Below are 22,323 nucleotides of genomic sequence, written 5' to 3'. Positions count from 1 at the left end.
GAGTCTACCTATGAAGCCCTATTTTGTTGAACCTGATTTAAATGGCGAAGGCCTACACATTGGTATCGTGCGCGCACGATTTAACGAGGAAATTGGTCTAGCCCAACAAGAGGCATGTATAGAAGAGCTCATCCGCTTAGGGGTGGATCCTCAAGACATCACGGTGTTCAGTGTACCCGGAGCCCTAGAGGTTGGTGTGGCCGTTATTCAAATGGCTGAAACTACCGAGTTCGACGCTCTTATTGCCCTAGGCGCAGTAGTACGTGGTGAAACCTATCACTTTGAAGTGGTCAGCAATGAAAGCGCGGCTGCCATTGCTCGAGTGTCTATTGGCACAGGTTTGCCTATTGCTAATGGCATTTTAACTGTAGAAAATGAAGAGCAAGCCAATGTACGTGCCGCAGAAAAAGGCCGTGATTGTGCTCAAGCCGCTATTGAAATGGCTAACTTATTATCGCTACTTGAACCTAGCGATGACGATTTTGACGACGAGGACGAAGATTTTGACGATGAAAACTAATTCTGTTGATTTTGAACAGGATGAACTAAGCGGTACGCCTCGTCACCGCGCACGTGCTTTTGCCGTGCAGGGCATCTATGCATGGCTTATTCGTGGTGCCGATGGGCTTCAGGAGTCAGGGGCCATCGATGCCCATATTCGTGGTGAAAAAGGCTTTGATACGTGCGATACCGAGTGGTATCGCACCATCTTGTTTGGTGTGATGCGCGACTCGCCCCTGCTCCAAGAGCAGTTCAAACCTTACGTAGATCGAGGCATCGAGGAACTCTCACCTATAGAGCACGCAGTGCTGCTACTCGGCACCTACGAATTAATGCATCACATCGAGGTGCCTTATCGTGCGACCATCAACGAGGCCGTCGAGCTAGCCAAAGCTTTCGGTGGTACGGATGGCTTCAAGTTCGTTAATGGTGTGCTCGACCGCGTTGCGGCTCAGGTTCGTCCTGCCGAATTCAAAAAATATCAGGCTAATCGCTCAAAAAAACGATCTTAGGGGCTTTTTATGGCAGCTTTGAGTGAATTTAGTTTAATTAAAACCTATTTTAATCAAGCTGCCCCCGAGGGTTACCTAGGTATAGGCGACGACTGCGCTGTATTTGGGGTGCAGCCTGGTTATCAGCTTGCTGTTAGCACCGATATCCTTATCGAAGGGCGACATTTTTTTTCCGATGTAGATCCGTATCAGCTTGGTCATAAAGCACTTGCTGTGAATCTGTCTGATTTGGCAGCAATGGGCGCAAAACCAATAGGCTGTGTACTGGCATTGGCTTTGCCCTCTGTGCAAGACAATTGGTTAAAAGCATTTAGTTCTGGTTTTTATGCTCTAGCACAGCAAGCCCAATGTCCCTTATTAGGGGGTGACACTACCCGCAGTCAGTCCGAAATTACCTTAACAGTAACGGTGTTTGGGGAAGTCCCTATAACTCAAGCATTACGGCGCGACGTGGCTCGTGTGGGGGATGATATCTGGTTAACTGGTACGTTAGGGGCACCGGATTTGGCCTTACGCTATTTAAATGGCACCTTAGCGCTTGATGCGCAACGTTTGGCCGCTAGCCGTCCGCTTCTAGAGCAGCCCACTCCTCCTATTCACTTTGCACCGCAATTGCTTGGTTATGCGCATGCGGGCATCGATATATCTGATGGTTTATTACAAGATTTGGGCCATGTACTCACTGCAAGTCACTGCGGAGCACAACTCGACTGGGGCAGTCTGCCCATGCACGAGGCATTACAAGGACTAAATCCTCACCTTCAGCAGCAATGCGTTCTGGCGGGGGGTGATGTATTTCAGCTCTGTTTTACGGCTCCAGCCCCATATCGCGCGTATTTCCTAGAGCTAGCGGCTCAGTGCAACATTCAATTAAGTCGCATAGGTCAAGTCACAACCCAGCAGACAGGCTTAGTGGTCTATCATCAGGGACAAAAGTTAAACCTGCCTCAACAGGCTGGCTTTGATCATTTTTTATCATGACAGTTAAAACAATAAAACGGCCTAGCCTTGCTTGGGTATGTGCCAAGCCGTGGCGGTTTTTGGCTTTTGGGATGGGGTCTGGGGTTATTTATCCAGGGCCAGGCACATGGGGCACGGTATGGGGTTGGTTAGTGTGGTTAGCCGCCTTGCAATTTCTGCCCTTATCTTTGGCTCCCCTTTTTCTGCTGGTTAGCTTTGTGTTGGGGGTCTGGCTTTGCCAAAAGACCGGAGACGAGCTGGGGGTATCCGATCACAGTGGAATGAACTGGGATGAGGCGGTTGCTATTTGGCTAGTGTTATGGGCAATGCCGTTTAACACCTGGTGGATGCAAGTCTTAGCCTTTGTGTTATTCCGATTTTTTGATGTGCTCAAACCAACCCCTATACGCTGGTTTGATCAACGCGTAGGCGGCGGCTTTGGCGTGATGCTAGATGATATTATTGCCGCTCTGTACAGTTTAGTTGTGATGTATGGGGTTGCCTATTTTTTATAGGAGTAACAAGCCATGTTTTCGTCCTCTATTAATCAAGCTGTACACAATTTAGCGCAACGTTTGCTGGCGCAACAGGCCTATATCACCACGGCTGAATCCTGCACAGGCGGCTTAGTTGCTGCCGCTTTTACCGCACTTAGCGGTTCTAGTGCATGGTTTGAGCGTGGTTATGTCACATACAGCAATAGCGCTAAGCAAGAAGACTTAGGCGTGCTGATAGACACTTTAGAACGCTACGGGGCCGTCAGCGAACAGACCGCTATGGAAATGGCTAAAGGAGCATTGGAAATGGCTGCCCAGGCTGATGTGGCACTTTCTACTACAGGCATAGCAGGCCCTACCGGTGCAACCCCTGGCAAACCCATAGGTATGGTGTGTTTTGGCTTTGCGCGACGCACAGAGACAGGTATTGTCGCTCATGCCTTAACGCAGGTTTTTACTGGCGATAGAGATAGCGTGCGAGAGCAAGCAGTGCAGTTTGCCATTACACAAGTTATTGATGTGGTGACCCCTCATTTAGCGCCACCACAACCCAGTGTAGAACGCACTGGGTTTTAGACTAACGCGCTGCGTTAATGGCATCGCGTGTTTGTTTGGCAACGTTTGCCGCAGCGTCTTGCCAATCGGTGCCCGAGCTTGCATATAAAATAGCGCGCGATGAATTAATCATCATACCTGCGCCTTGGCTATTAAGGCCTGCTTGTACAGTAGCGGGAATGTCGCCTCCTTGTGCGCCTATGCCAGGTACTAACAAAGGTAAATCACCTACCACCGCACGGACTTTGGCGATTTCATCTGGAAAAGTGGCTCCAACGACTAGGGCGCATTGCCCTGTGTGTGCATTCCATTTCTCAGCCACTAATTTAGCTACATGTAAATACAGTGGGGTGCCGCCCACATCTAAAAATTGCAAATCAGAGCCACCTGGATTAGAAGTACGGCATAACACAATGACGCCTTTGTCTTTCCATTCAAAATAGGGCTCAACCGAATCATGCCCCATATAAGGGCTGACGGTGATTGCATCAGCACCATAGCGTTCAAAAGCTTCCAGTGCGTAATGGCGGGCTGTAGAACCAATATCACCCCGTTTTGAATCCATGATGATAGGCAGCTGAGGATGTTTTTGTTTAATGTAGGCACAAATACGCTCAAGCTGATCTTCGGCTTTGATCGAAGCAAAATAAGCAAATTGCGGTTTAAACGCGCTAACATACGGTGCACAAGCATCTACCATACCGGTACAAAAATCATATACGCCCGTAGCAGAGCCTTGGAGCGAAGCAGGTAAACGAGTTAGGTCAGGATCTAAGCCTAAAGTCAGCAATGAGTTTTGCTGAGTCCACGCTGTATGTAAAAGAGAGGTAAAAGTCATAATAGGGCTGAGTCTAAAGTAATAGCGTCTATTATACGTGACTACAAAAAAAGCCCCCGTTTAAAACAGGGGCTTTTAGACTGAAGGGCGAAGGTGCATAATGCACCCTCAAGGTCAGATTGAGCTTAGAAGCCCATACCACCCATGCCACCCATACCGCCCATACCACCCATATCAGGCATACCGGCTTCTGGTTTTTCTTCAGCAATTTCAGCAACTGCTACTTCAGTAGTAAGCAATAAGCTGGCTACAGAGGCTGCGTTTTGTAGAGCTGTGCGTGTTACTTTAGTTGGATCTAGAACACCTTGCTCTACCAAGTCGCCGTACTCACCAGTAGCGGCGTTGTAACCGTAGTTACCTTCGCCTTGAGCGACCTGATTGACCACCACACTGGCTTCTTCGCCAGCATTGCTAACGATAGTGCGTAGTGGTGCTTCGATAGCGCGTAGTACGAGTTTGATACCGGCTTCTTGGTCAATGTTGTCTGCGGTTAAGGCAGCAACAGCTTGACGAGCACGGATTAGCGCCACGCCACCACCAGGAACAATACCTTCTTCAACGGCAGCGCGAGTTGCGTGTAGAGCGTCTTCTACACGTGCTTTTTTCTCTTTCATTTCTACTTCAGTCGCTGCGCCAACACGAATCACGGCCACACCGCCAGCGAGTTTGGCAACACGCTCTTGCAGTTTTTCACGATCGTAGTCAGAGGTGGCTTCTTCGATTTGAGCACGAATTTGTTTTACGCGAGCTTCGATAGAAACGTTGTCGCCAGCGCCATCAATGATGGTGGTGTTTTCTTTGCCTACTTCAACGCGTACGGCTTGACCTAGGTGGGTCACGTCAGCGTTTTCTAGAGACATACCGGTTTCTTCGGAAATGACGGTACCGTTTGTTAACACAGCAATGTCTTCCAACATGGCTTTACGACGATCGCCAAAACCAGGTGCTTTCACTGCAGTGGCTTTTAGGATACCGCGGATGTTGTTAACAACTAGTGTTGCTAGGGCTTCGCCTTCAACGTCTTCAGCAATGATCAACAAAGGACGGCTATCTTTAGCAACCTGCTCTAAGATAGGTAGCAAGTCACGGATGTTGCTGATTTTTTTGTCGAAAATCAAGATGTAGGGGTTATCTAGAACGGCAACTTGCTTTTCAGTGTTTGTGATGAAGTAGGGGGAGAGGTAACCGCGATCAAACTGCATACCTTCAACTACGTCGAGTTCGTTGTCTAAAGACTTGCCGTCTTCAACAGTGATCACACCTTCTTTACCTACTTTGTCCATTGCGTCGGCAATGATCTTACCAATAGAAGCATCGCTATTAGCAGAGATGGAGCCAACTTGTGCGATTTCTTTGGTGGTGGTGCAAGGACGGGATAGAGTACGTAGCTCGTCTACAGTAACTGCTACAGCGCGGTCAATACCACGCTTGAGGTCCATTGGGTTGATACCAGCGGCAACGTATTTTAGGCCTTCTTCTACGATAGCTTGGGCTAGTACTGTTGCGGTTGTGGTACCGTCACCAGCGTTGTCAGAAGTTTTGGAGGCAACTTCTTTAACGAGTTGAGCACCAATGTTTTCAAATTTGTCTTTGAGTTCGATTTCTTTGGCAACCGATACACCATCTTTGGTTACGGTAGGTGCGCCAAATGCACGATCTAAAACCACGTTGCGGCCTTTAGGGCCCATGGTGGTTTTAACAGCGTTTGCTAGAGTGTTTACACCACGTACAATGCGGGTGCGGGCGTCATCGCCAAAATAAACTTGCTTAGCAGCCATGATAATTCCTTAAATTTGGTAATTGTGAATACGTATGGACGGGAGGTCTTATTCAAAAACAGCGAGGATTTCTTCTTCGCGGATGACTAGAACTTCTTCACCGTCTACTTTAACGCTTTGCCCAGCGTATTTACCAAATAGCACTTTATCGCCAACTTTTAAGTCTAAAGGTAGAACGGTGCCGTCATCAGAGCGTTTACCAGGACCTACTGCAACCACAGTACCTTGGTCCGGCTTCTCGGTGGCACTCTCAGGGATAACAATACCAGACGCTGTTTGACGCTCGTTGTCCAAACGCTTGACGATCACGCGGTCGCCTAAAGGACGTAATTTCATGAGATGAACTCCTGTTCTAAAACAAGTTGGTCAATTGAAAATTGATGTATTTTAAATAGTTTAAGAGTGAGTGTTAGCACTCTACCCCTCTGAGTGCTAATTATAAGGGCGACTTTTGTTATTTCAAGAGCAGGGAGCCAAATTATTTTTGTATCTGGGTATTTATCATTGGGCGAGCGCATTATGATTCTTGTTTGTACTCATAAAAATTAAAGGGGCGTTATGGCAAAATCGCTTGCCTCATTTAAGGTATTGAAAGAAAAGAAAAAAATTTAATTCATCCTCTGACTTGTGCGGTGCTCGTGGTATAGGCTGTGGCCCAACTTCTAATCGACTTAAAAGGTGTGTTATGAGTGAAACGCTGATTGTTGTGAACGCAGGTAGCTCCAGTTTGAAGTTTAACGTCTACCAATTACCCGTCGCTCAAACACGGGATGTAGATGAGTTAACTTTTTTGTACGGCGGTCAAGTCTCTGGCATAGGCACGGAGCGTGCTCACTTTGCCGTTAAAGGAGCGGTAGGACAAATACTCGAGGACCAAGCACTCAATCAGCATCAAGGGCAAAGCCTGCACTCAGCTCAAGACTTACTAACACGTTGGCTTAAACAGCACTTATCTAAAGCACCCTTAGCGGTAGGCCATCGTATTGTGCATGGTGGAACGCAGCTTAAAGAAAGTGTAGTGATTGATGATGAGGTGTTGCACTATTTACAGACATTGGCACCACTGGCCCCTTTGCACCAAGAAAATAACTTGGCTCCAGTACGTGTAGTACGCGCGCATTGGCCGAATTTGCCCCAAGTCGCTTGTTTAGACACAGCATTTCATGCAGAGCAACCGACTTTACATAAGTACTACGCATTGCCTCAACGTTATTATGAGCTCGGTGTAAGGCGTTATGGTTTTCATGGGCTGTCTTATCAATATATCTCTGAATACTTAGGTCAACATCTGCCAGATGTATATATAGGTCGTACCGTTGTTGCGCATTTAGGTTCTGGTTGTTCCGCTTGTATGATGCAGCAAGGTCAAAGTGTGATAAGCACTATGGGTTTTACAGCGCTCGATGGCTTACCCATGAGTACACGCCCCGGGCAGCTTGATGCTGGGGTAGTATTGTGGTGGATGCAGGAGCAGAAAAAAGATGGCACTGCAATTCAGGATCTGCTGTATAACCAGTCTGGGCTTAAAGGCTTATCAGGCATAAGTGGTGATATGCGTACTTTATTGGCTAGCGAAGCCAAGTCGGCTCGCTTAGCGCTTGATTATTTTGCTTTACGCACGGCTGAAAGTTTGGTTGGGCTCACAGTATCTACTCAGGGTATGGATAATCTTGTATTCACAGCAGGGGTAGGGGAAAACAGTCCAGAGATACGTGCCAGAATTTGCCACCATTTAGAATGGTTAGGCGTTAAAATAGATCCAGAGCTCAATGCAAAAAACACAAAGAAAATTTCGGCTCCAGATAGCGCCATTGGCGTTTGGGTGATTCCCACTAACGAAGAGCTAGTTATTGCGCGTGAGACCTTACGTCGTTACCACGAGCTTCAATCTTAGCTTGAGTTTTAATCTTTGTTCTAAAGGGTTTATTTTGTCATCAAGCCCTGCTACTCTTTTTTGTGCTGATTGATTTTTTTATAGTTGTTCTATAGTTAAAAGCTATCACATCAATAAAATTAATCAATTTTACAAATCGATAGTGAATTCCTATAATGAAATCACTGTCACAAATTAACCAAGAACGGGAGATTACAGATGTCTTTGATCAATACACAGATCCTACCTTTTAAAGCTATGGCTTACCACAATGGTGAGTTTAAAGAGTACACCAACGAAAGCATCGCCGGTAAATGGTCTGTTTTCGTATTCTACCCAGCAGATTTCACTTTCGTATGTCCTACCGAACTCGAAGACTTAGCCGATAACTACGCAGAGTTCCAAAAATACGGTGTTGAAGTATTTTCCGTATCTACTGATACCCACTTCGCTCATAAAGCTTGGCACGATACTTCCGAGGCTATCGGTAAAGTGAACTACCCAATGCTTGCTGACCCTACCCATCAATTGGCACGCAACTTCCAAGTACTGATTGAAGAAGAAGGTCTAGCACTACGCGGCACCTTTATCGTTAACCCTGAAGGTCAAATCAAGACCATGGAAGTTCACGACAACGGTATTGGTCGCGATGCAAAAGAATTGCTACGTAAAGTGAAAGCAGCTCAGTACATTGCTAAAAACCCCAACGAAGTTTGCCCAGCCAAATGGGAAGAAGGCGCGAAAACACTAGCTCCTTCCCTAGACCTAGTTGGCAAGATCTAATCGGGATCCGGTTGCAGGCGGTATAACTACCGCCTTGTAAAGGCGCCCGATCTGTTCGGGCGCTTTTTTTGCCCAAAATTTTTCTATGCCCCCCATTATTGTCTAAAAGGAAGCCATCATTATGTTAGATGCAGGTTTAAAAACACAGCTTAAAGCGTACCTAGAAAATATCACGCATCCAATCGAGCTAATTGCGTCACTCGATGAGGGCGATAAGTCAGTCGAGTTGCGCGAATTACTGCAAGAAATAGCAGAGCTTAGCCCCGCTAAAGTTTCAGTCAGCGAAAACGGAAATAATGCGCGCAAACCGTCTTTTAAAATTCAGCGTACACAAAGTGATGTGGCTGTGGATTTTGCTGGCATTCCTTTGGGGCATGAGTTCACCTCGTTGGTATTGGCATTGTTACAAGTAGGTGGGCATCCAATCAAAATGGATGAAATGGTAGCAAATCAAATCCGCAGTCTAGATCAGGACTTGGTATTTGAAACCTACTACTCATTAAGCTGCCAAAACTGTCCAGATGTAGTGCAAGCACTAAACGCAATGGCTGTGCTTAATCCACGTATCAAACATACCTCTATTGATGGGGCATTGTTCCAAGACGAGGTAAAAGAGCGCGAGGTCATGTCCGTACCGGCAGTGTTTTTGAACGGGGCAGAGTTCCATTACGGCCGAGCTAATGCCGAGGAGCTATTGGCTAAATTAGGGGCGGGCAACAGTGAAGAGCAAATTACAGCTCTTAACGAAAAAGAAGCCTTTGATGTATTAATTGTAGGGGGTGGTCCAGCAGGTGCTGCCGCTGCTGTGTATGCCGCGCGTAAAGGTATTCGTACTGGTGTGGTCGCTGAGCGCTTTGGGGGGCAAGTTCTAGATACTATGTCTATAGAGAACTACATTTCTGTTCAATACACAGAAGGGCCTCAGTTTGCCGCAGCCTTAGAAGCCCATGTACGTGATTACGATGTGGATATCATGAATGTGCAACGTGCTGAAAAGCTGATTCCGGGCAAGGAAATTCAGTTGCAGCTGGAAAATGGTGCCACCTTAAAAACCAAATCATTAATCTTGGCTACTGGCGCGCGTTGGCGTGAGCTGGGTGTGCCTGGCGAGTCAGAGTACCGTAACAAAGGGGTGGCATACTGCCCACACTGTGATGGTCCTTTATACAAAGGTAAAGATGTAGCTGTCATTGGTGGCGGTAACTCTGGTGTAGAGGCGGCTATTGACCTTGCTGGTTTGGTTAAGCATGTCACCTTAATTGAGTTTGGTGACGAGTTGCGTGCTGACGAAGTGTTGCAGCGTAAATTGCATAGTCTACCTAACGTAAAAGTCATTAAAAAAGCGCAGACCACAGAGGTACTTGGTGATGGCTCCAAAGTGACTGCCCTACGTTATTTAGATCGCGATACACAGCAAAGCCATGAGCTAGCATTAGATGGTATTTTTGTACAAATTGGTTTAGTTCCTAATAATGAATGGTTAGGTGATGTTGTAGAGCGCAGTCAACACGGTGAAATCGTTATTGATGAACGTGGTCAGACTTCTATTCCAGGCGTATTTGCGGCGGGCGATGCAACCACTGTGCCATATAAACAAATCATTATTGCAGCAGGCCAAGGTGCCACAGCAGCCTTGAGTGCATTTGATTACTTAATCCGCTCTTCGGTTGAATAACTCAATCTAGGTCGCTTCATTCAAAAACCCACCTTTTTTATAAGGGTGGGTTTTTTTGTATGCTGCTATTTAAATAAGCTCACGCTTAAAAAGCACTTTAGAGTACTATTTATATTTTGCCTGCTGAGGTTGTCGTGTTTGAGAGTGTCGGCGTTATTAATTTAGGTGCCTATTTGGTGGGGGCCGTTTTTATTATTTTGCTGCCAGGCCCAAATTCACTATTTGTTTTAGCGACTGCCGCAGCTAAAGGGGTACGGCCAGGCTATCTAGCAGCCGGTGGTATTTTTGTTGGTGACTCTATTCTCATTGCACTTACCGCGGCGGGGGCGGGGACGTTATTGCAAACCATCCCAGTGTTGTTTTATGCACTGCGTGCTCTAGGAGCCGGGTACTTAGGCTATTTAGGTATACGAATTTTATGGTCTTTGTTTAAACCTACCGCACAGCAAAGTAATTCCACGCCCGAACTGTTAGAACAAAAAGTTAAATACGATAATTACTTTTCTAAGGCTTTAGTTCTAAGTCTATTAAACCCTAAAGCCATTTTGTTTTTGTTGTCTTTTTTTGTGCAGTTTGTAGACCCAACACAAGGCCATCCGTGGCTTGCTTTTATGGTGCTTGGTGCGTTCTTGCAGCTCTTTAGTATGATTTATTTATCAACGTTGATTTTTGGTGGTACACATTTAGCGGCGACGTTTAGAAAACATCGCTACTTAGCCATTTGTTGTAATGCTGCTGTGGCTATTTTATTTATAGTCTTTGCGGTGCGTATGGCTTTTGGTGTAGCCTAATTGACTTATGGACAACTGCATTAAAGGAAAGACAATGAGTGCAAAAATTCGTATTGGTATAGCTGGTTATGGCAATTTAGGCCGCGGCGTTGAGCTTGCTCTAGGGCAAAACCCCGACATGGAGCTGGTCGCGGTCTTTAGCCGTCGCGAGCCCAATAGCGTTAAGCTGCTTTCTGGTCATGTCCCGGTTTATGCATTAGATACGATAGAGCAATACAAAGACCAAATTGATGTGCTGATTTTATGTGGGGGCTCTAAAGACGATTTGCCCAAACAAGGGCCGCATTTGGCTCAATGGTTCAATACCATTGACAGTTTTGATACCCATGCAGCCATCCCTGATTATTTTGCTGCGGTCGATGCTGTGGCTCAAGCAACTCAACATACCAATATTATTGCAGTAGGCTGGGATCCAGGCTTGTTTTCTATTAATCGCTTAATGGGCGAAGTGGTATTGCCTAAAGGTCAGACGTATACATTCTGGGGTAAAGGTCTCAGTCAAGGTCACTCTGACGCTGTACGACGTGTCGAGGGTGTGAAAGCTGGTGTGCAGTACACCTTGCCCATAGAGGCCGCCGTAGAGCGAGTACGTGCCGGCGAGCTTCCAGAGCTTAGCACCCGAGAAAAACATCGTCGTGAGTGTTTTGTGGTGCTCGAGAACGGTGCCGATGCAGATCAGGTGCGCCATACTATTGTGACGATGCCAAATTACTTTGCGGACTATGACACCACGGTGCATTTTATTAGTCTTGAAGAGCTAGAGCGCGACCATGCTGCTATGCCCCACGGCGGTTTTGTTATTCGTAGTGGTACTTCTGGCAATGAAGTACAGCAAACCGTTGAGTACTCCTTAGCTCTAGGCAGCAACCCAGAGTTTACCTCCAGTGTGTTGGTTGCTTATGCTCGAGCGGCACACCGCTTAGCAGAGCAAAAACAGTTTGGTGCAAAAACGGTATTTGATATTGCGCCAGGGTTATTGTCTCCTAAATCTGCGGCGGAACTACGCAAAGAACTGCTCTAATACCTAATACTTAAAAGGCTTGGTTAACCCAAGCCTTTATTTTTACGCCAAGCGCGTTAATAAACGTTTGCTATGACGCCACCAACGTAACGTTAGCAATACGGCGACTACACTCAGCCCAGTAACAAACCCAATCCAAATGCCTATGCCTTCCATGTTTAAGACAAAGGCTAAAAAAGCGCCTATTGGTACGCCCAGCACCCAGTAGCCCAATAAGGCTAAAAGCATAGGGGTGCGCGTGTCATAGAGTCCCCGTAACATACCTGCTGCTACGGCTTGTGCTCCATCCGTCAATTGAAAAAGCGCAGCAAAGAATAAAAATTGAGTAGCTGTAATAATAACGGCTCGGTTCTCAGGGGCGCTTAAATCAATAAAAAATTGGATTAGAAACTCGGGTTTTAGCCACATCACGCATGCAGCTAGGCCCATAAAACCTACCCCCAACACATAAGACACCCAACCCGCTTGTACGGCATCGTGAGGTGCAGCTCGACCCATAGCAAGACCTACGCGTATGGTAGCGACTTGACCAAAACCTAAAGGAATCATGTACGACACTGAGCTAATTTGCATAGCAATAGCGTGTGCAGCAAGTGAAGTGTCGCCAATAATGCCCATCATAATTACCGCAGCATAAAACACTAAGGTTTCAAGAGTGAAGGTAATAGCAATAGGGATCCCTAGTTTCCAGAGCTGATATAGCTGCTGCATATTCCACTGCAAAAACTGGGTGAAAATTTTATATTGCTTAAAAGTAGGGTGCTTATAAACGAGAATAAGCATCCCCCCTAGCATGAGCACATTGGTCAAGGTAGTGGCTAGGCCCGCACCAATCAGTCCTAGCTGTGGAAAACCCATTTCGCCAAAGATAAAAAGCCAACCCAGCAACGCGTTCAACGCAATACCAACAAGAGCCACATTGAGTGTCCAAAGGGGCTTTTCTAATGCAGCAAAAAATGAGCGTAAAACGATATAGCCCAAATAAGGCAATAAAGACCATTGAATGGAGTGAATATAAGACGTGGCTAATTGAGCGGTTTCAGGGTTTTGTCCTAAGGCGAGCCAAATATGCTGTGCTTGGCTCATCAGAAGCCAAAAGGGCAGGCAAATAATAAAAGCGGTTAAAAAGCCATGCCGAATAATTTGCTGAATTGCGGATAGATTGGAACGGTCTTTGCCTAGGGTAGTAGCAAGCATGGGGATGGTAGCAGACACTAAACCCAAGCTAAAAATCATACAGGCTTGGTATAAGCTAGCAGCTAAAGAGCCAGCAGCCAATTCGACTTTGCCGAGCCGCCCAATAAAAATTAAATTTGTGGTAAGTAAAGCGACTTGCGCTAAATTAGTTAGAATAATGGGCGAGCCCAGTTTCAAAGAGGCTTTAAGCTCATTAAATAGACTAATGCGCAAAGTTGCTGTTTGACTCATTTCTTGCTTTTACCTTAAATTGTCAGGCTTATTGCTCTTCTAATAGTATAACCTTTAGGCTTCAGATGAGGCATCCACACACACTGCATTCGTTATGCCCGCCTCGACACATGATCGTAATTATTATCATGGCGGTGTTGGTGCGTGCTTTGATTCCGGCTGGCTTTATGCCCAATGCCGATCGCAGTGGTCAGGGTCCAGCGATTACGATGTGTGCAGTGGGCTTGTCCACGCCTACTGTGGTTTATTTAGACTTGGGCTTACCCGAGTCGCATCAGCACAATGATCATCCCGTCTTAGAGTGTGCTTTAGGTGCTGCGCTAGGTTTACAAAGCTTACCGGCCGATACACCCACCTTGGCCTTAATTGTGTGTTTTGTTAGCGCACTACTCGTATGGACAGCCTTTCCTCCTGTTCGACGCAGCAGATTCATAGGCGCTTCTTTAGGGGCTAGAGGCCCACCTATTAATTCCTAAATACTGTTTTTTTTATAAATTTATTTAGGATAATGAAATGCGAAACGTAACGTTTGCGATATTGTGTGGTTTTTCTTCTTTAGCTCTAGCTCATGGCGGTCATCATCATGACTCTGCACATCACCATGAAATGGTTGATTATGCAGCTCAGTTTGCTGCTGCCAAACCAGCTGTTGGGGTGCGTGTAGAGCAGTGTTGGGTGCGATTGCTACCGCCTACTGTGCCATCTGCTGGTTATTTTGTGATTCACAATGACAGTAACGAAGAGCTGGAGCTGGTTGCTGGTGCCACGCCTAGTTATGGCCATGTGATGCTGCATGAGACCATCGAAGAAAACGGCATGGCTAAAATGGTAATGGCAGATAAAATGGTGATTCCTGCCCAGAGTATGGTTGAATTCAAGCCCGGCGGTCTACATGCTATGTTTGAGCAGCCCACGCAAGCATTGACACAAGGACAAACTATGGACATGGAGCTGCTTTTTTCTAATCAGAAAAAAGTTGCCATGAGCTGCAAGGTGAACCCAGCGAATGCACGTAGTTACTAACTACGTTTAGGCAACAGGCAGTAAACGGGGCTGACTTCTATATTTAGTCTATATAGGTCTGGCTCGTGTTTTACTGCCGTCTTAAACCACAGTTTGAAAAAATTGCATTAAGGCCTGATTAAATCCCTTGGGGTTTGCCAAATTCATACCGTGGGATGCGTTAGCTATGCGGGCATACTGGGCATGTGGCAGTTCTTCTTTTAGGGCTTTGATACTACGCTGATAACGTTCTGGACTCAAAGCTCCGCCTACAAGCAATACCGGTTGTTGGGCCAAGGCCTGTAAATGCGTCGAGTCGATCATCGTTAACGTTTCCCGACTTTGTGCAATGAGTGTGTGCCCATTGTCTTGAATCATGGTCTTAAACCAACCCACCATCTGCGACCAGGTGTTTGCTCCGCTGACGGCGTCAATAAACAGCTCTAATCCCTCTGAGTCAGCCCCTGCTGCAATTAACTTTGCTGCTTTATCTAAAACAGTTAAGGGTGTAGATTTTTTATGGGGTATAAAAGCAGGGTCTGCTAACACCACACTAGCGACCGTTTTGGGAAATTGTTTAAGGTAATGCGTTACGACTTGAGCGCCACGCGAATGCCCGACTATATGAATGTGCTGTCCTCTTTGTTGCGTTGCCTCAATAACATCATGAAGCGCTGCACAGTGGTTTTCTAACTCAAAATCATAAGCCATATACAGTGGCTCAGAAGGCCAACAGCCTGGCAAGCTTAGGCTGACTATTTGGGCAGAGGATGCAAGCTTATTAAGCTGCCAACGCCAATAGCGCAAGTCACATAATGACCCATGAACAAAAAGAACTAAATCCCCTTGTCCTTGCTGCACATAATACACATCATGTTGGCTGTACTGAGCTGGTGCTTGATGAAGTGTGAGTTGGGTAAGAGGCTCTATCATGTCACTTATTGAAGAAGCTGTAAGCGGCTGTTTGCTGTTTCTGCAGCTGGTGAGTCAGGGTAGTCTTTTACAATTTGCGCTAGGGTTTTTTGTGCTGAAGCCAGATCATTCATTTCTACTTGGCTAGATGCTATAACCATTAGTGCATCTGGAGCGCGTGGGCTAGTAGGGTTAGAGTTAATCAAGGTTTGTAGCTTTTGTATGGCCGCAGAAAAACGTTTAGTGGCATACAGACTGCTACCTTCATAAAAACGTACATCTTCAATTTGTGAGCTATTTGGGTAGGCTTCTATAAATGTGCCAAATCCACTCGCTGCTTCTTGGTACTGACCATTACGGTATAAATCCATGGCAGCCTCGTAAGCGGCTTGCTCTTGAGGGTCGCTAATTAAGCTTTGAGTAGCTTGCTCATTTTGTTGGTTTTGTGAGTTCTGCCACCCTAGTGTTTCAACTTTGCCGCGTAATTGAGCAATTTCCTGTTGCATCATTTCAATTTGATCAGCCAACATAAGGCGGGCATGTTGGTTTTGCTCATTAATTTGGCGAATTTGCTGACGCAGTTCGATGATAGCCCGTCGCGCCTCATCGTCTGCAAAGGCATGAGTAGGCATGGCTGTGCCAAACAGCAAGGTACCGCAAAGTAGGGCAAGACGGGGTTTGCTAAACAGGTGGTGTACGCTCATGATGATTCCTTGTAGAAAAAACGCCGTAGCGTGGTAGCGCTACGGCGTCAATTTATCATACTTTAGCGTGATTAACGCTGGTAGTTGATATCTGCACGACGGTTCTCAGCGTAATCAGCTTCGGTGTTGCCAAACGCTTTAGGGCGTTCTTTACCAAAACTGATGGCTTCGATTTGACCTGCATTAACACCCATAAGAGCCATCATGCGGGCCACAGCGTCGGAGCGGCGTTGGCCTAGAGCTAAGTTGTACTCAGCACCGCCACGAGCATCAGCATTACCTTCAATGCGAACAGCTTGTTGTGGGTTGTTACGCAAATAAGTAGAGTGCATTTCTACGGTATTGCGATACTGATCAGCGACTACATAGCTATCAAAGTCAAAGTAAACTGAACGCTGCTGGGCCAAAGGGCTCTGTGGATTGAACGGATCCATCACTACACCAGTGCTAGGATCTGTCATGCCACCAGTACCTGTTGTGCCTGAAGCAGACTCATCGAGTGGTACAGAACTACATGCGGCTAAAGCTAAAGCCAAAGAGGCTACTGTAAAGCCTTTAAAAATGCGCGAGCTCATTAGCGTTCCTTTAAAAAAGAGTCACACAGAAATTAGTTTGTAAACGGCCCCCAAGTCGGTTCGCGAACTTTACCATTCAACGACGACAGGGTTTGACGTACACGTCCGTCAACAGAGGTTACCGCTAGCACACTACGTCCACCTTGGATTGAACTATATAAAACTTGCATTCCATTTGGCGCAAAGCTAGGTGATAAATCATCCGGCCCCGTGGTTAACAGTTGTTCACTGCCTGTTTGCATGTTTTGCAGAGCAATGCGATACGCGCCATTTCTCCGTGTCACATAAACAAGATTATTACCATCGGGAGCGACTTCGGGTGAGATATTGTAACTACCGTTAAATGTAATACGGCGAGCATCACCTCCACTGAGGTCAACTTGATAAATCTGGGGGTTGCCACCACGATCGCTTGTGAAAACCAGTGAACCACCATCTGGAGAGTAGGAAGGTTCTGTGTCAATGAGTGGTGAGCGCATAACACGACGCAAGCCTGAGCCATCTGCATTGATGGTGTAGATTTGCGAGATGCCATCGCGTGAAAGCACCACAGCTAGTTGGTTTCCGCTAGGTGCCCATGCAGGCGCACTGTTGTTACCTTTGAAGTTGGCAACAGGTTCGCGCTTGCCCGTAGCTAAGGTCTGTACATAGACCACTGGTTTTTCCGTTTCAAAGCTAACGTAGGCAAGTTTAGACCCATCTGGAGACCAAGCTGGCGATATAATGGAGCTTTTAGAGCGTAGCATTACTTGAGGGTTTTGGCCGTCAGCATCTGCAATTTGTAACTCATAATTGTCTCCTGTTTGCAACACATAGGCGATGCGTGTAGAAAACACTCCACGAATGCCCGTAATTTTTTCATAAATACGGTCAGCAATTCGGTGAGACAAACGACGCAATTCTTTTTCATTGCCAGCAAAGGCAATACCATCCATCTCGACGCCATTTACTGCATCAACCAATCTGTACGTGATGTTGTATTGACCGCCGCTTTGATTAACAGAACCATAAGCAAGGTAGTCCGCGCCACGATTACGCCACGCAGAATGGTCAATTTGGCTTTCACTGTTTAGATTAGCGCCTGTAGCATTTACTAACTGAAACTGTCCAGAACGACTTAGGTCGGCCCGAATAATTTCAGCAATAGGTTGGGCGGCTGGATTATTTTCAAAATCGGCTACCGCGATAGGGTACTGAGTAGCACCTACGCCAGAAATGTCGACGCGCAGCTGGGCTTGCACTGTTTGGCTGCATAGCATGGCAGTAGTTAATACAGCAGCTATAGCACCAACACGACTACTGCGTTTTACATTTGGGGATAGGGTTGCGGTCATTATGGCAATCTCCTGTTTAGTCATACATACGGTACTCACCCTCAATTGATGGTGGGTAGCGTCCATTAGCTGGTTTGGGGAAGGGTGAGCATTTGGCTATCCCTTTTTGTACCGCATCATCAAATAGTGCGATCCCTGAGGAGCGTGTAATACGCACATTGCGTACTGTGCCATCAGGATTTAAATCTACACGATATTGTAATGCAGGGTTTTGTGATCCACTGCGAGGCGGGGTGTTATAAATTACACGAGGACGTACACATGAGCGTACTTTAGCTCCATAACCGTCATCACCACCACTTCCTGCAACTTGGTTGCGATTGGCCGTACCACCCGAAGCACCTGCTATTTGCTTACCATCGCCTAAGAGTGCGGCACGGAAAGCGTCTTCTTTTGCTTTACGTTCGGCTTCTGCTTTGGCCTTACGCTGTGCTTCTGCCTTGGCTTTTTGCTCGGCCTCTGCTTTGGCTTTACGCTCTGCCTCGGCTTTAGCTTTTTGCTCGGCCTCTGCTTTGGCTTTACGCTCTGCCTCGGCTTTAGCTTTTTGCTCGGCCTCTGCTTTGGCTTTACGTTCTGCTTCGGCTTTAGCTTTTTGCTCGGCTTCTTCTTTGGCTTTACGTTCTGCTTCGGCTTTAGCTTTTTGCTCGGCTTCTGCTTTGGCTTTACGTTCTGCATCGGCTTTAGCTTTTTGCTCGGCCTCTGCTTTGGCTTTACGTTCTGCTTCGGCTTTAGCTTTTTGCTCGGCCTCTGCTTTGGCTTTACGTTCTGCTTCGGCTTTAGCTTTTTGCTCGGCTTCTGCTTTGGCTTTACGCTCTGCTTCCGCTTTTTCTTGACGTGCTTTTTCTAAAGCAATTTCAGGGTCTTCGGCCGGTGGTGGAGTGACATCGGGCTCTGTAGGAGCGGGAGCTTCAGGCTCAGGTTCCGGCGTAGGCTCTGGTTCAGGTTCAGGGGTGGGCTCAGGCTCAGGCTCCGATTCTGACGTGGGCTCAACAATAGGCTCATCCTCAGGCTGAGTAGCAGGCTCATCCTTATTTTCAGCAATAGCCATTTCGCCTTCGGCCCATAGCTCAATTTGAACTGGACTTGGGTCTTTAGGCATACTGAACAAACCGATAAGCAGCAAAAGCAACAGACCAAGGTGCAAAGCAATAGCATAAATCAGACCACGCCGCTGTTCGCGCTCTTCGGGTGTTAACAAGCTGTACTTTGTTCGATTAAATAAACGCATTCGTGCTTAATAACTTATTGGCTTGTGTCTTGATTAACCAAGAAACCTAAACGGGTAAAGCCGTTGCTACGCAATTGATCCATAATTTCCATTACAGAAGCGTAGGGAACCTCACCATCCGCTGCAATAACTACTGGGTTTTGATCTAGAGCAAGCTCACTGACTTCATTAACCAGGTTTTCTGCTGTTATTGAATGAAACTGAGCGTCGCCTTCGCGCAAGCGAATAGACATTTGCCCATCTTTATCGATCTGCACCTCAATGGGAACGGCAGGAACTTCAGAGGCTTGCCCTACAGAGGGCAAATCAATGAGGCCTGGTGTAATCATTGGTGCGGTGACCATAAAAATAACAAGCAGCACCAACATGACATCGATATAGGGTACGACGTTAATTTCGTTTTTTAGGCGACGATTTTGACGTCTTGAATTACCACGTAGCGAAGACATGTCACACCTGACGTTGCAAAATATTAAGGAATTCGTCTACAAACCCCTCGAAGCGCACAGCAATACGATCGACTTCATTTGTAAAACGATTGTAGGCTACGACTGCAGGGATCGCCGCAAATAAGCCAATGGCTGTTGCAATCAATGCCTCTGCAATACCTGGAGCTACCGAAGCTAAGGTTGCGGATTGGGCTCCGGACAAACCAATAAACGCATGCATAATTCCCCATACGGTGCCCAATAGACCAATATAAGGGCTAACTGAACCCGCTGAGGCTAAAAAGTTTAGTCTGGACTCAAGCTGATCCAGTTCTCGTTGGAAGGTGGCTCGCATAGCGCGGCGCGGCCCGTCTAGAAGCGCATCACCTTTTTGGTTGCTACGACGCGCTTTAATGAACTCGGACATACCAGCCTCAAAGATACGCGCGAGGGCTCCGTGCTCTTCACGTCGTGTTGCTATGGCTTGTTGCAACACGGTTAAGTCACCCCCTGTCCAGAAGTCATCTTCAAAGCGACGAGTTTGCTCCTCGGTGCGCTTAATGGCTGCGCGCTTGCTAAAAATATAGCTCCACGACACGATGGAAATACCTACCAGTAACAGCATTACAAGCTGAACTGGAATACTGGCGTCAAGTAATAATGAGATTAGTGATAGTTCACTGCTAGCTTGCATGGTCAACCCTGAGCTTGTTCTAAAATGGATCGAAGATGAGGTTTAATTTTTGTAGAGCGCATGGCATTGGCATCCACACACACCACCACAATAGTACTTTGACACAAAAGCTGTTCGTTACACCAAGCTTCTTGGGCAAAGTGAACCGAAGCCCCCCCGATGTGAGTAATTTCACTACGTATAGTGAGCAGATCATCTAGCTGTGCTGGGCGCATATAGTCGATACTTGCTTGTTTTACTACAAAGAGTTGGTGATCAGTTTGAGCCAATTGCGATTGATTAATACCTAAACGTCTGAGCCACTCCGTACGAGCACGCTCAAAAAATTTAAGATAGTTGGCATAAAAAACAATGCCGCCTGCATCAGTATCCTCGTAATATACGCGAATCTGAAGCTCATTGGCATTTTGACTCATTTCAGTTGGCATGTCTTTGTAAATAATGTGAAGAAAATAGGCCGAGACTGAAGTCGTCTCGGCTAGGTTAGGGTTATAAGCTGGCTAGGTTTTGTTGAATATGGCTTAAAGCTGAAGCGGTAATAACCTTCTCTATGTCGCCGCCACGACGTTGTTGCACTTCGATAATGCCATCTTTGAGGCCTCTGTCGCCAATGGTAACGCGTATTGGCACACCGATTAGCTCCCAGTCCGCGAACATTACACCTGGTCGCACATCACGGTCATCTAAAATTACATCAATGCCTTGTTCTTTTAGTTGATTGTATAAGCTGGTTGCGGCTTTTTGTACCTCTTCACTTTTGTTCCAATTTAAGGCGCAAATGACCACTTCGAATGGTGCAAGAGCTTTAGGCCAAATAATACCTTTAGCATCATGATTTTGCTCTATGGCTGCCGCTGCAATACGGCTGACGCCGATTCCATAACACCCCATTTGGATGAGTTGCGGTTTACCGTCTTTGTCCAGATAGGTGGCTTGGAGTTTTTTGGAGTAGGTGTCGCCTAAAAAGAAAACATGACCCACTTCAATACCACGCTGAATAGCTAGTTGTCCCGAACCTTGTGGGTCAGGGTCGCCAGCAACTACATTGCGTAAGTCCGCAACAGTAGCCTGAGCTAAATCACGACCCCAGTTTACCCCTACGTAGTGATAGCCGGCTTCGTTTGCACCACAGATAAAATCACTCATGTTGGATACAGTTGTATCGGCAATGACTTTGACCGTATCCGACAGTCCAACAGGGCCAAGATAGCCTGGTACGCAACCAAAATGCGTTTGGATTTCTTCTTCGGTGGCTAAGCGAAACCCTTCTTCAAAACCGGGGAGCTTGCCGACTTTGACCTCGTTAAGATCATGATCACCACGCACTAACAAGAGCCAAATTTGGGAATGAGCTTGGGTGCTGGTGGGCTCGGTAGCGAGTACGACGGCTTTAACTGTATCGCTGAGTGGACGTTTAAGTTGTGCGGCAACTAACTCGCATTTAGTCGCATCGGGTGTAGCCACTTTTTCTAGTTCAGCCGTTGGCGCAGCGCGCTCAGCAATTAAACCAGGTGCAGGGGCCAATTCTATATTGGCAGCATAATCACTGTTCGGGTTATATACAATTTCATCTTCACCAGTATCTGCAATCACTTGAAACTCGTGACTGCGTGAGCCACCAATCGAGCCAGTGTCTGCTGCAACCGCGCGGAAAGTCAGACCAAGCCGCTCAAAAATACGGGTATAGGCCGCATACATGATGTCATAACTTTTTTGCGCCTCTTCTTCGTTGCGATCGAATGAGTACGCATCTTTCATGGTGAATTCGCGACCACGCATCAAGCCAAAGCGAGGACGACGCTCATCGCGGAATTTAGTTTGGATGTGATAGAAGTTAACGGGTAATTGACGCCAGCTTTGAATTTCGTTGCGCACAATATCGGTAACTACCTCTTCAGAGGTGGGCTGTAAGACAAAGTCACGTTGATGTCTGTCTTTAATACGCAGTAATTCTGCACCGTACTCGTCCCAACGTCCTGTTTCCTGCCAAAGTTCTGCAGGCTGAACCACAGGCATCAATAGCTCAAGAGCGCCGGCGCGATCCATTTCTTCGCGTACTATATTTTCAATTTTGCGTAAAACCTTTAATCCAAGTGGCATATAGGTATAAATGCCACCTGCTACACGTCGAATCATCCCGGCACGTGTCATGAGCTGATGACTAGCAACTTCGGCTTCAGAAGGGGCTTCTTTTAAGGTATTAATGTGATAGTGGCTTGCATACATGGTAGTGA

Annotated in this window: 25 protein-coding genes; 12 read left to right on the top strand and 13 right to left on the bottom strand. The window is 46.7% G+C overall.

All coding sequences use genetic code 11. The features are described 5' to 3' along the window. Positions 1–10: 10 nt before the first annotated feature. From ribH to ACBP46_RS12365, 5 genes are read left to right on the top strand one after another with little or no spacing between them, the layout of a single operon-like run. Entirely contained in the window at positions 11–520 is a 510-nt protein-coding gene (gene ribH, locus ACBP46_RS12385; protein ID WP_371017028.1) for a 6,7-dimethyl-8-ribityllumazine synthase, read from the top strand. After that, positions 510–1,013, top strand: a complete 504-nt coding sequence (nusB, locus tag ACBP46_RS12380) for a transcription antitermination factor NusB (RefSeq protein ID WP_371017027.1) — start codon at positions 510–512, stop codon at positions 1,011–1,013. The genes ribH and nusB overlap by 11 nt, the downstream gene beginning before the upstream one ends. A 9-nt stretch (positions 1,014–1,022) precedes the next feature. Further along, positions 1,023–1,994 carry a thiamine-phosphate kinase gene (gene thiL, locus ACBP46_RS12375; RefSeq protein ID WP_371017026.1) on the top strand — a complete coding sequence of 324 codons (972 nt, stop codon included), beginning with the start codon at positions 1,023–1,025 and terminating at the stop codon, positions 1,992–1,994. Further along, entirely contained in the window at positions 1,991–2,488 is a 498-nt protein-coding gene (locus ACBP46_RS12370; protein ID WP_371017025.1) for a phosphatidylglycerophosphatase A family protein, read from the top strand. The genes thiL and ACBP46_RS12370 overlap by 4 nt, the downstream gene beginning before the upstream one ends. Before the next feature lie 12 nt (positions 2,489–2,500). Beyond that, on the top strand, positions 2,501–3,046 hold the full coding sequence (locus ACBP46_RS12365) for a CinA family protein (RefSeq protein WP_371017024.1): 546 nt from the start codon (positions 2,501–2,503) through the stop codon (positions 3,044–3,046). Between the two features lies 1 nt (position 3,047). On the opposite strand, the gene pyrF is transcribed toward ACBP46_RS12365, so the two are convergent. The 3 genes from pyrF to groES form a co-directional block, all read right to left on the bottom strand. Continuing rightward, positions 3,048–3,863, bottom strand: coding sequence for an orotidine-5'-phosphate decarboxylase (pyrF, locus tag ACBP46_RS12360; protein ID WP_371017023.1), 816 nt, complete (start codon positions 3,861–3,863; stop codon positions 3,048–3,050). A gap of 125 nt (positions 3,864–3,988) precedes the next feature. Further along, entirely contained in the window at positions 3,989–5,641 is a 1,653-nt protein-coding gene (gene groL / locus ACBP46_RS12355) for a chaperonin GroEL (protein ID WP_371017022.1), read from the bottom strand. Between the two features lie 48 nt (positions 5,642–5,689). After that, the gene (groES, locus tag ACBP46_RS12350) at positions 5,690–5,977 is read right to left on the bottom strand and encodes a co-chaperone GroES (RefSeq protein WP_371017021.1); all 288 of its coding nucleotides are present in this window, start codon (positions 5,975–5,977) and stop codon (positions 5,690–5,692) included. A gap of 349 nt (positions 5,978–6,326) precedes the next feature. Here groES and ACBP46_RS12345 point away from each other — a divergent pair, with 349 nt between their 5' ends. From ACBP46_RS12345 to ACBP46_RS12325, 5 genes are all read left to right on the top strand, one after another. Further along, on the top strand, positions 6,327–7,535 hold the full coding sequence (locus tag ACBP46_RS12345; RefSeq protein WP_371017020.1) for an acetate/propionate family kinase: 1,209 nt from the start codon (positions 6,327–6,329) through the stop codon (positions 7,533–7,535). Between the two features lie 198 nt (positions 7,536–7,733). After that, on the top strand, positions 7,734–8,297 hold the full coding sequence (gene ahpC, locus ACBP46_RS12340) for an alkyl hydroperoxide reductase subunit C (protein WP_371017019.1): 564 nt from the start codon (positions 7,734–7,736) through the stop codon (positions 8,295–8,297). Positions 8,298–8,418: 121 nt separating this feature from the next. Next, positions 8,419–9,972 carry an alkyl hydroperoxide reductase subunit F gene (gene ahpF / locus ACBP46_RS12335; protein ID WP_371017018.1) on the top strand — a complete coding sequence of 518 codons (1,554 nt, stop codon included), beginning with the start codon at positions 8,419–8,421 and terminating at the stop codon, positions 9,970–9,972. Between the two features lie 134 nt (positions 9,973–10,106). Beyond that, positions 10,107–10,763, top strand: coding sequence for a leucine efflux protein LeuE (gene leuE / locus ACBP46_RS12330; protein WP_371017017.1), 657 nt, complete (start codon positions 10,107–10,109; stop codon positions 10,761–10,763). A 34-nt stretch (positions 10,764–10,797) separates the two neighbouring features. After that, entirely contained in the window at positions 10,798–11,784 is a 987-nt protein-coding gene (locus tag ACBP46_RS12325; RefSeq protein WP_371017016.1) for a diaminopimelate dehydrogenase, read from the top strand. 42 nt (positions 11,785–11,826) lie between these two features. On the opposite strand, the gene ACBP46_RS12320 is transcribed toward ACBP46_RS12325, so the two are convergent. After that, complete coding sequence (locus ACBP46_RS12320; RefSeq protein ID WP_371017015.1) at positions 11,827–13,212, bottom strand: MATE family efflux transporter; 1,386 nt, start codon at positions 13,210–13,212, stop codon at positions 11,827–11,829. 110 nt (positions 13,213–13,322) lie between these two features. On the opposite strand from ACBP46_RS12320, the gene ACBP46_RS12315 reads away from it, so the two are divergent. Then, positions 13,323–13,688: a hypothetical protein gene (locus ACBP46_RS12315; protein ID WP_371017014.1), complete on the top strand. Its 366-nt coding sequence runs from the start codon at positions 13,323–13,325 to the stop codon at positions 13,686–13,688. A gap of 37 nt (positions 13,689–13,725) precedes the next feature. Beyond that, positions 13,726–14,235: a copper chaperone PCu(A)C gene (locus tag ACBP46_RS12310; protein WP_371017013.1), complete on the top strand. Its 510-nt coding sequence runs from the start codon at positions 13,726–13,728 to the stop codon at positions 14,233–14,235. Positions 14,236–14,316: 81 nt separating this feature from the next. Here ACBP46_RS12310 and ACBP46_RS12305 read toward each other — a convergent pair whose 3' ends face one another. The 9 genes from ACBP46_RS12305 to ACBP46_RS12265 form a co-directional block, all read right to left on the bottom strand. Further along, positions 14,317–15,147, bottom strand: a complete 831-nt coding sequence (locus tag ACBP46_RS12305) for an alpha/beta fold hydrolase (protein WP_371017012.1) — start codon at positions 15,145–15,147, stop codon at positions 14,317–14,319. Positions 15,148–15,152: 5 nt separating this feature from the next. Continuing rightward, positions 15,153–15,830, bottom strand: a complete 678-nt coding sequence (gene ybgF, locus ACBP46_RS12300) for a tol-pal system protein YbgF (RefSeq protein WP_371017011.1) — start codon at positions 15,828–15,830, stop codon at positions 15,153–15,155. Positions 15,831–15,901: 71 nt separating this feature from the next. Continuing rightward, entirely contained in the window at positions 15,902–16,405 is a 504-nt protein-coding gene (gene pal / locus ACBP46_RS12295) for a peptidoglycan-associated lipoprotein Pal (RefSeq protein ID WP_371017010.1), read from the bottom strand. 32 nt (positions 16,406–16,437) lie between these two features. Beyond that, positions 16,438–17,739, bottom strand: a complete 1,302-nt coding sequence (tolB, locus tag ACBP46_RS12290) for a Tol-Pal system beta propeller repeat protein TolB (RefSeq protein WP_371017009.1) — start codon at positions 17,737–17,739, stop codon at positions 16,438–16,440. A 16-nt stretch (positions 17,740–17,755) separates the two neighbouring features. Next, positions 17,756–18,967 (bottom strand): cell envelope integrity protein TolA, encoded by a 1,212-nt coding sequence (gene tolA, locus ACBP46_RS12285; protein WP_371017008.1) that lies wholly within the window; start codon positions 18,965–18,967, stop codon positions 17,756–17,758. Between the two features lie 14 nt (positions 18,968–18,981). Next, a complete protein-coding gene (locus ACBP46_RS12280; RefSeq protein WP_371017007.1) occupies positions 18,982–19,416 on the bottom strand; it encodes an ExbD/TolR family protein in 435 nt (144 codons plus the stop codon). 1 nt (position 19,417) lies between these two features. Next, positions 19,418–20,089, bottom strand: a complete 672-nt coding sequence (tolQ, locus tag ACBP46_RS12275) for a protein TolQ (RefSeq protein ID WP_371017006.1) — start codon at positions 20,087–20,089, stop codon at positions 19,418–19,420. A gap of 2 nt (positions 20,090–20,091) precedes the next feature. After that, positions 20,092–20,505, bottom strand: coding sequence for a tol-pal system-associated acyl-CoA thioesterase (gene ybgC / locus ACBP46_RS12270; RefSeq protein ID WP_371017005.1), 414 nt, complete (start codon positions 20,503–20,505; stop codon positions 20,092–20,094). Positions 20,506–20,578: 73 nt separating this feature from the next. Next, positions 20,579–22,315 carry a proline--tRNA ligase gene (locus ACBP46_RS12265; RefSeq protein WP_371017004.1) on the bottom strand — a complete coding sequence of 579 codons (1,737 nt, stop codon included), beginning with the start codon at positions 22,313–22,315 and terminating at the stop codon, positions 20,579–20,581. Positions 22,316–22,323 lie beyond the last annotated feature (8 nt).

The sequence above is a fragment of the Paenalcaligenes hominis genome (assembly GCF_041359055.1).
Lineage (GTDB): Bacteria > Pseudomonadota > Gammaproteobacteria > Burkholderiales > Burkholderiaceae_B > Paenalcaligenes > Paenalcaligenes hominis_A.
Note: the sequence above shows the minus strand (reverse complement) of the source record. Positions and strands in the feature narration are given on the sequence as shown.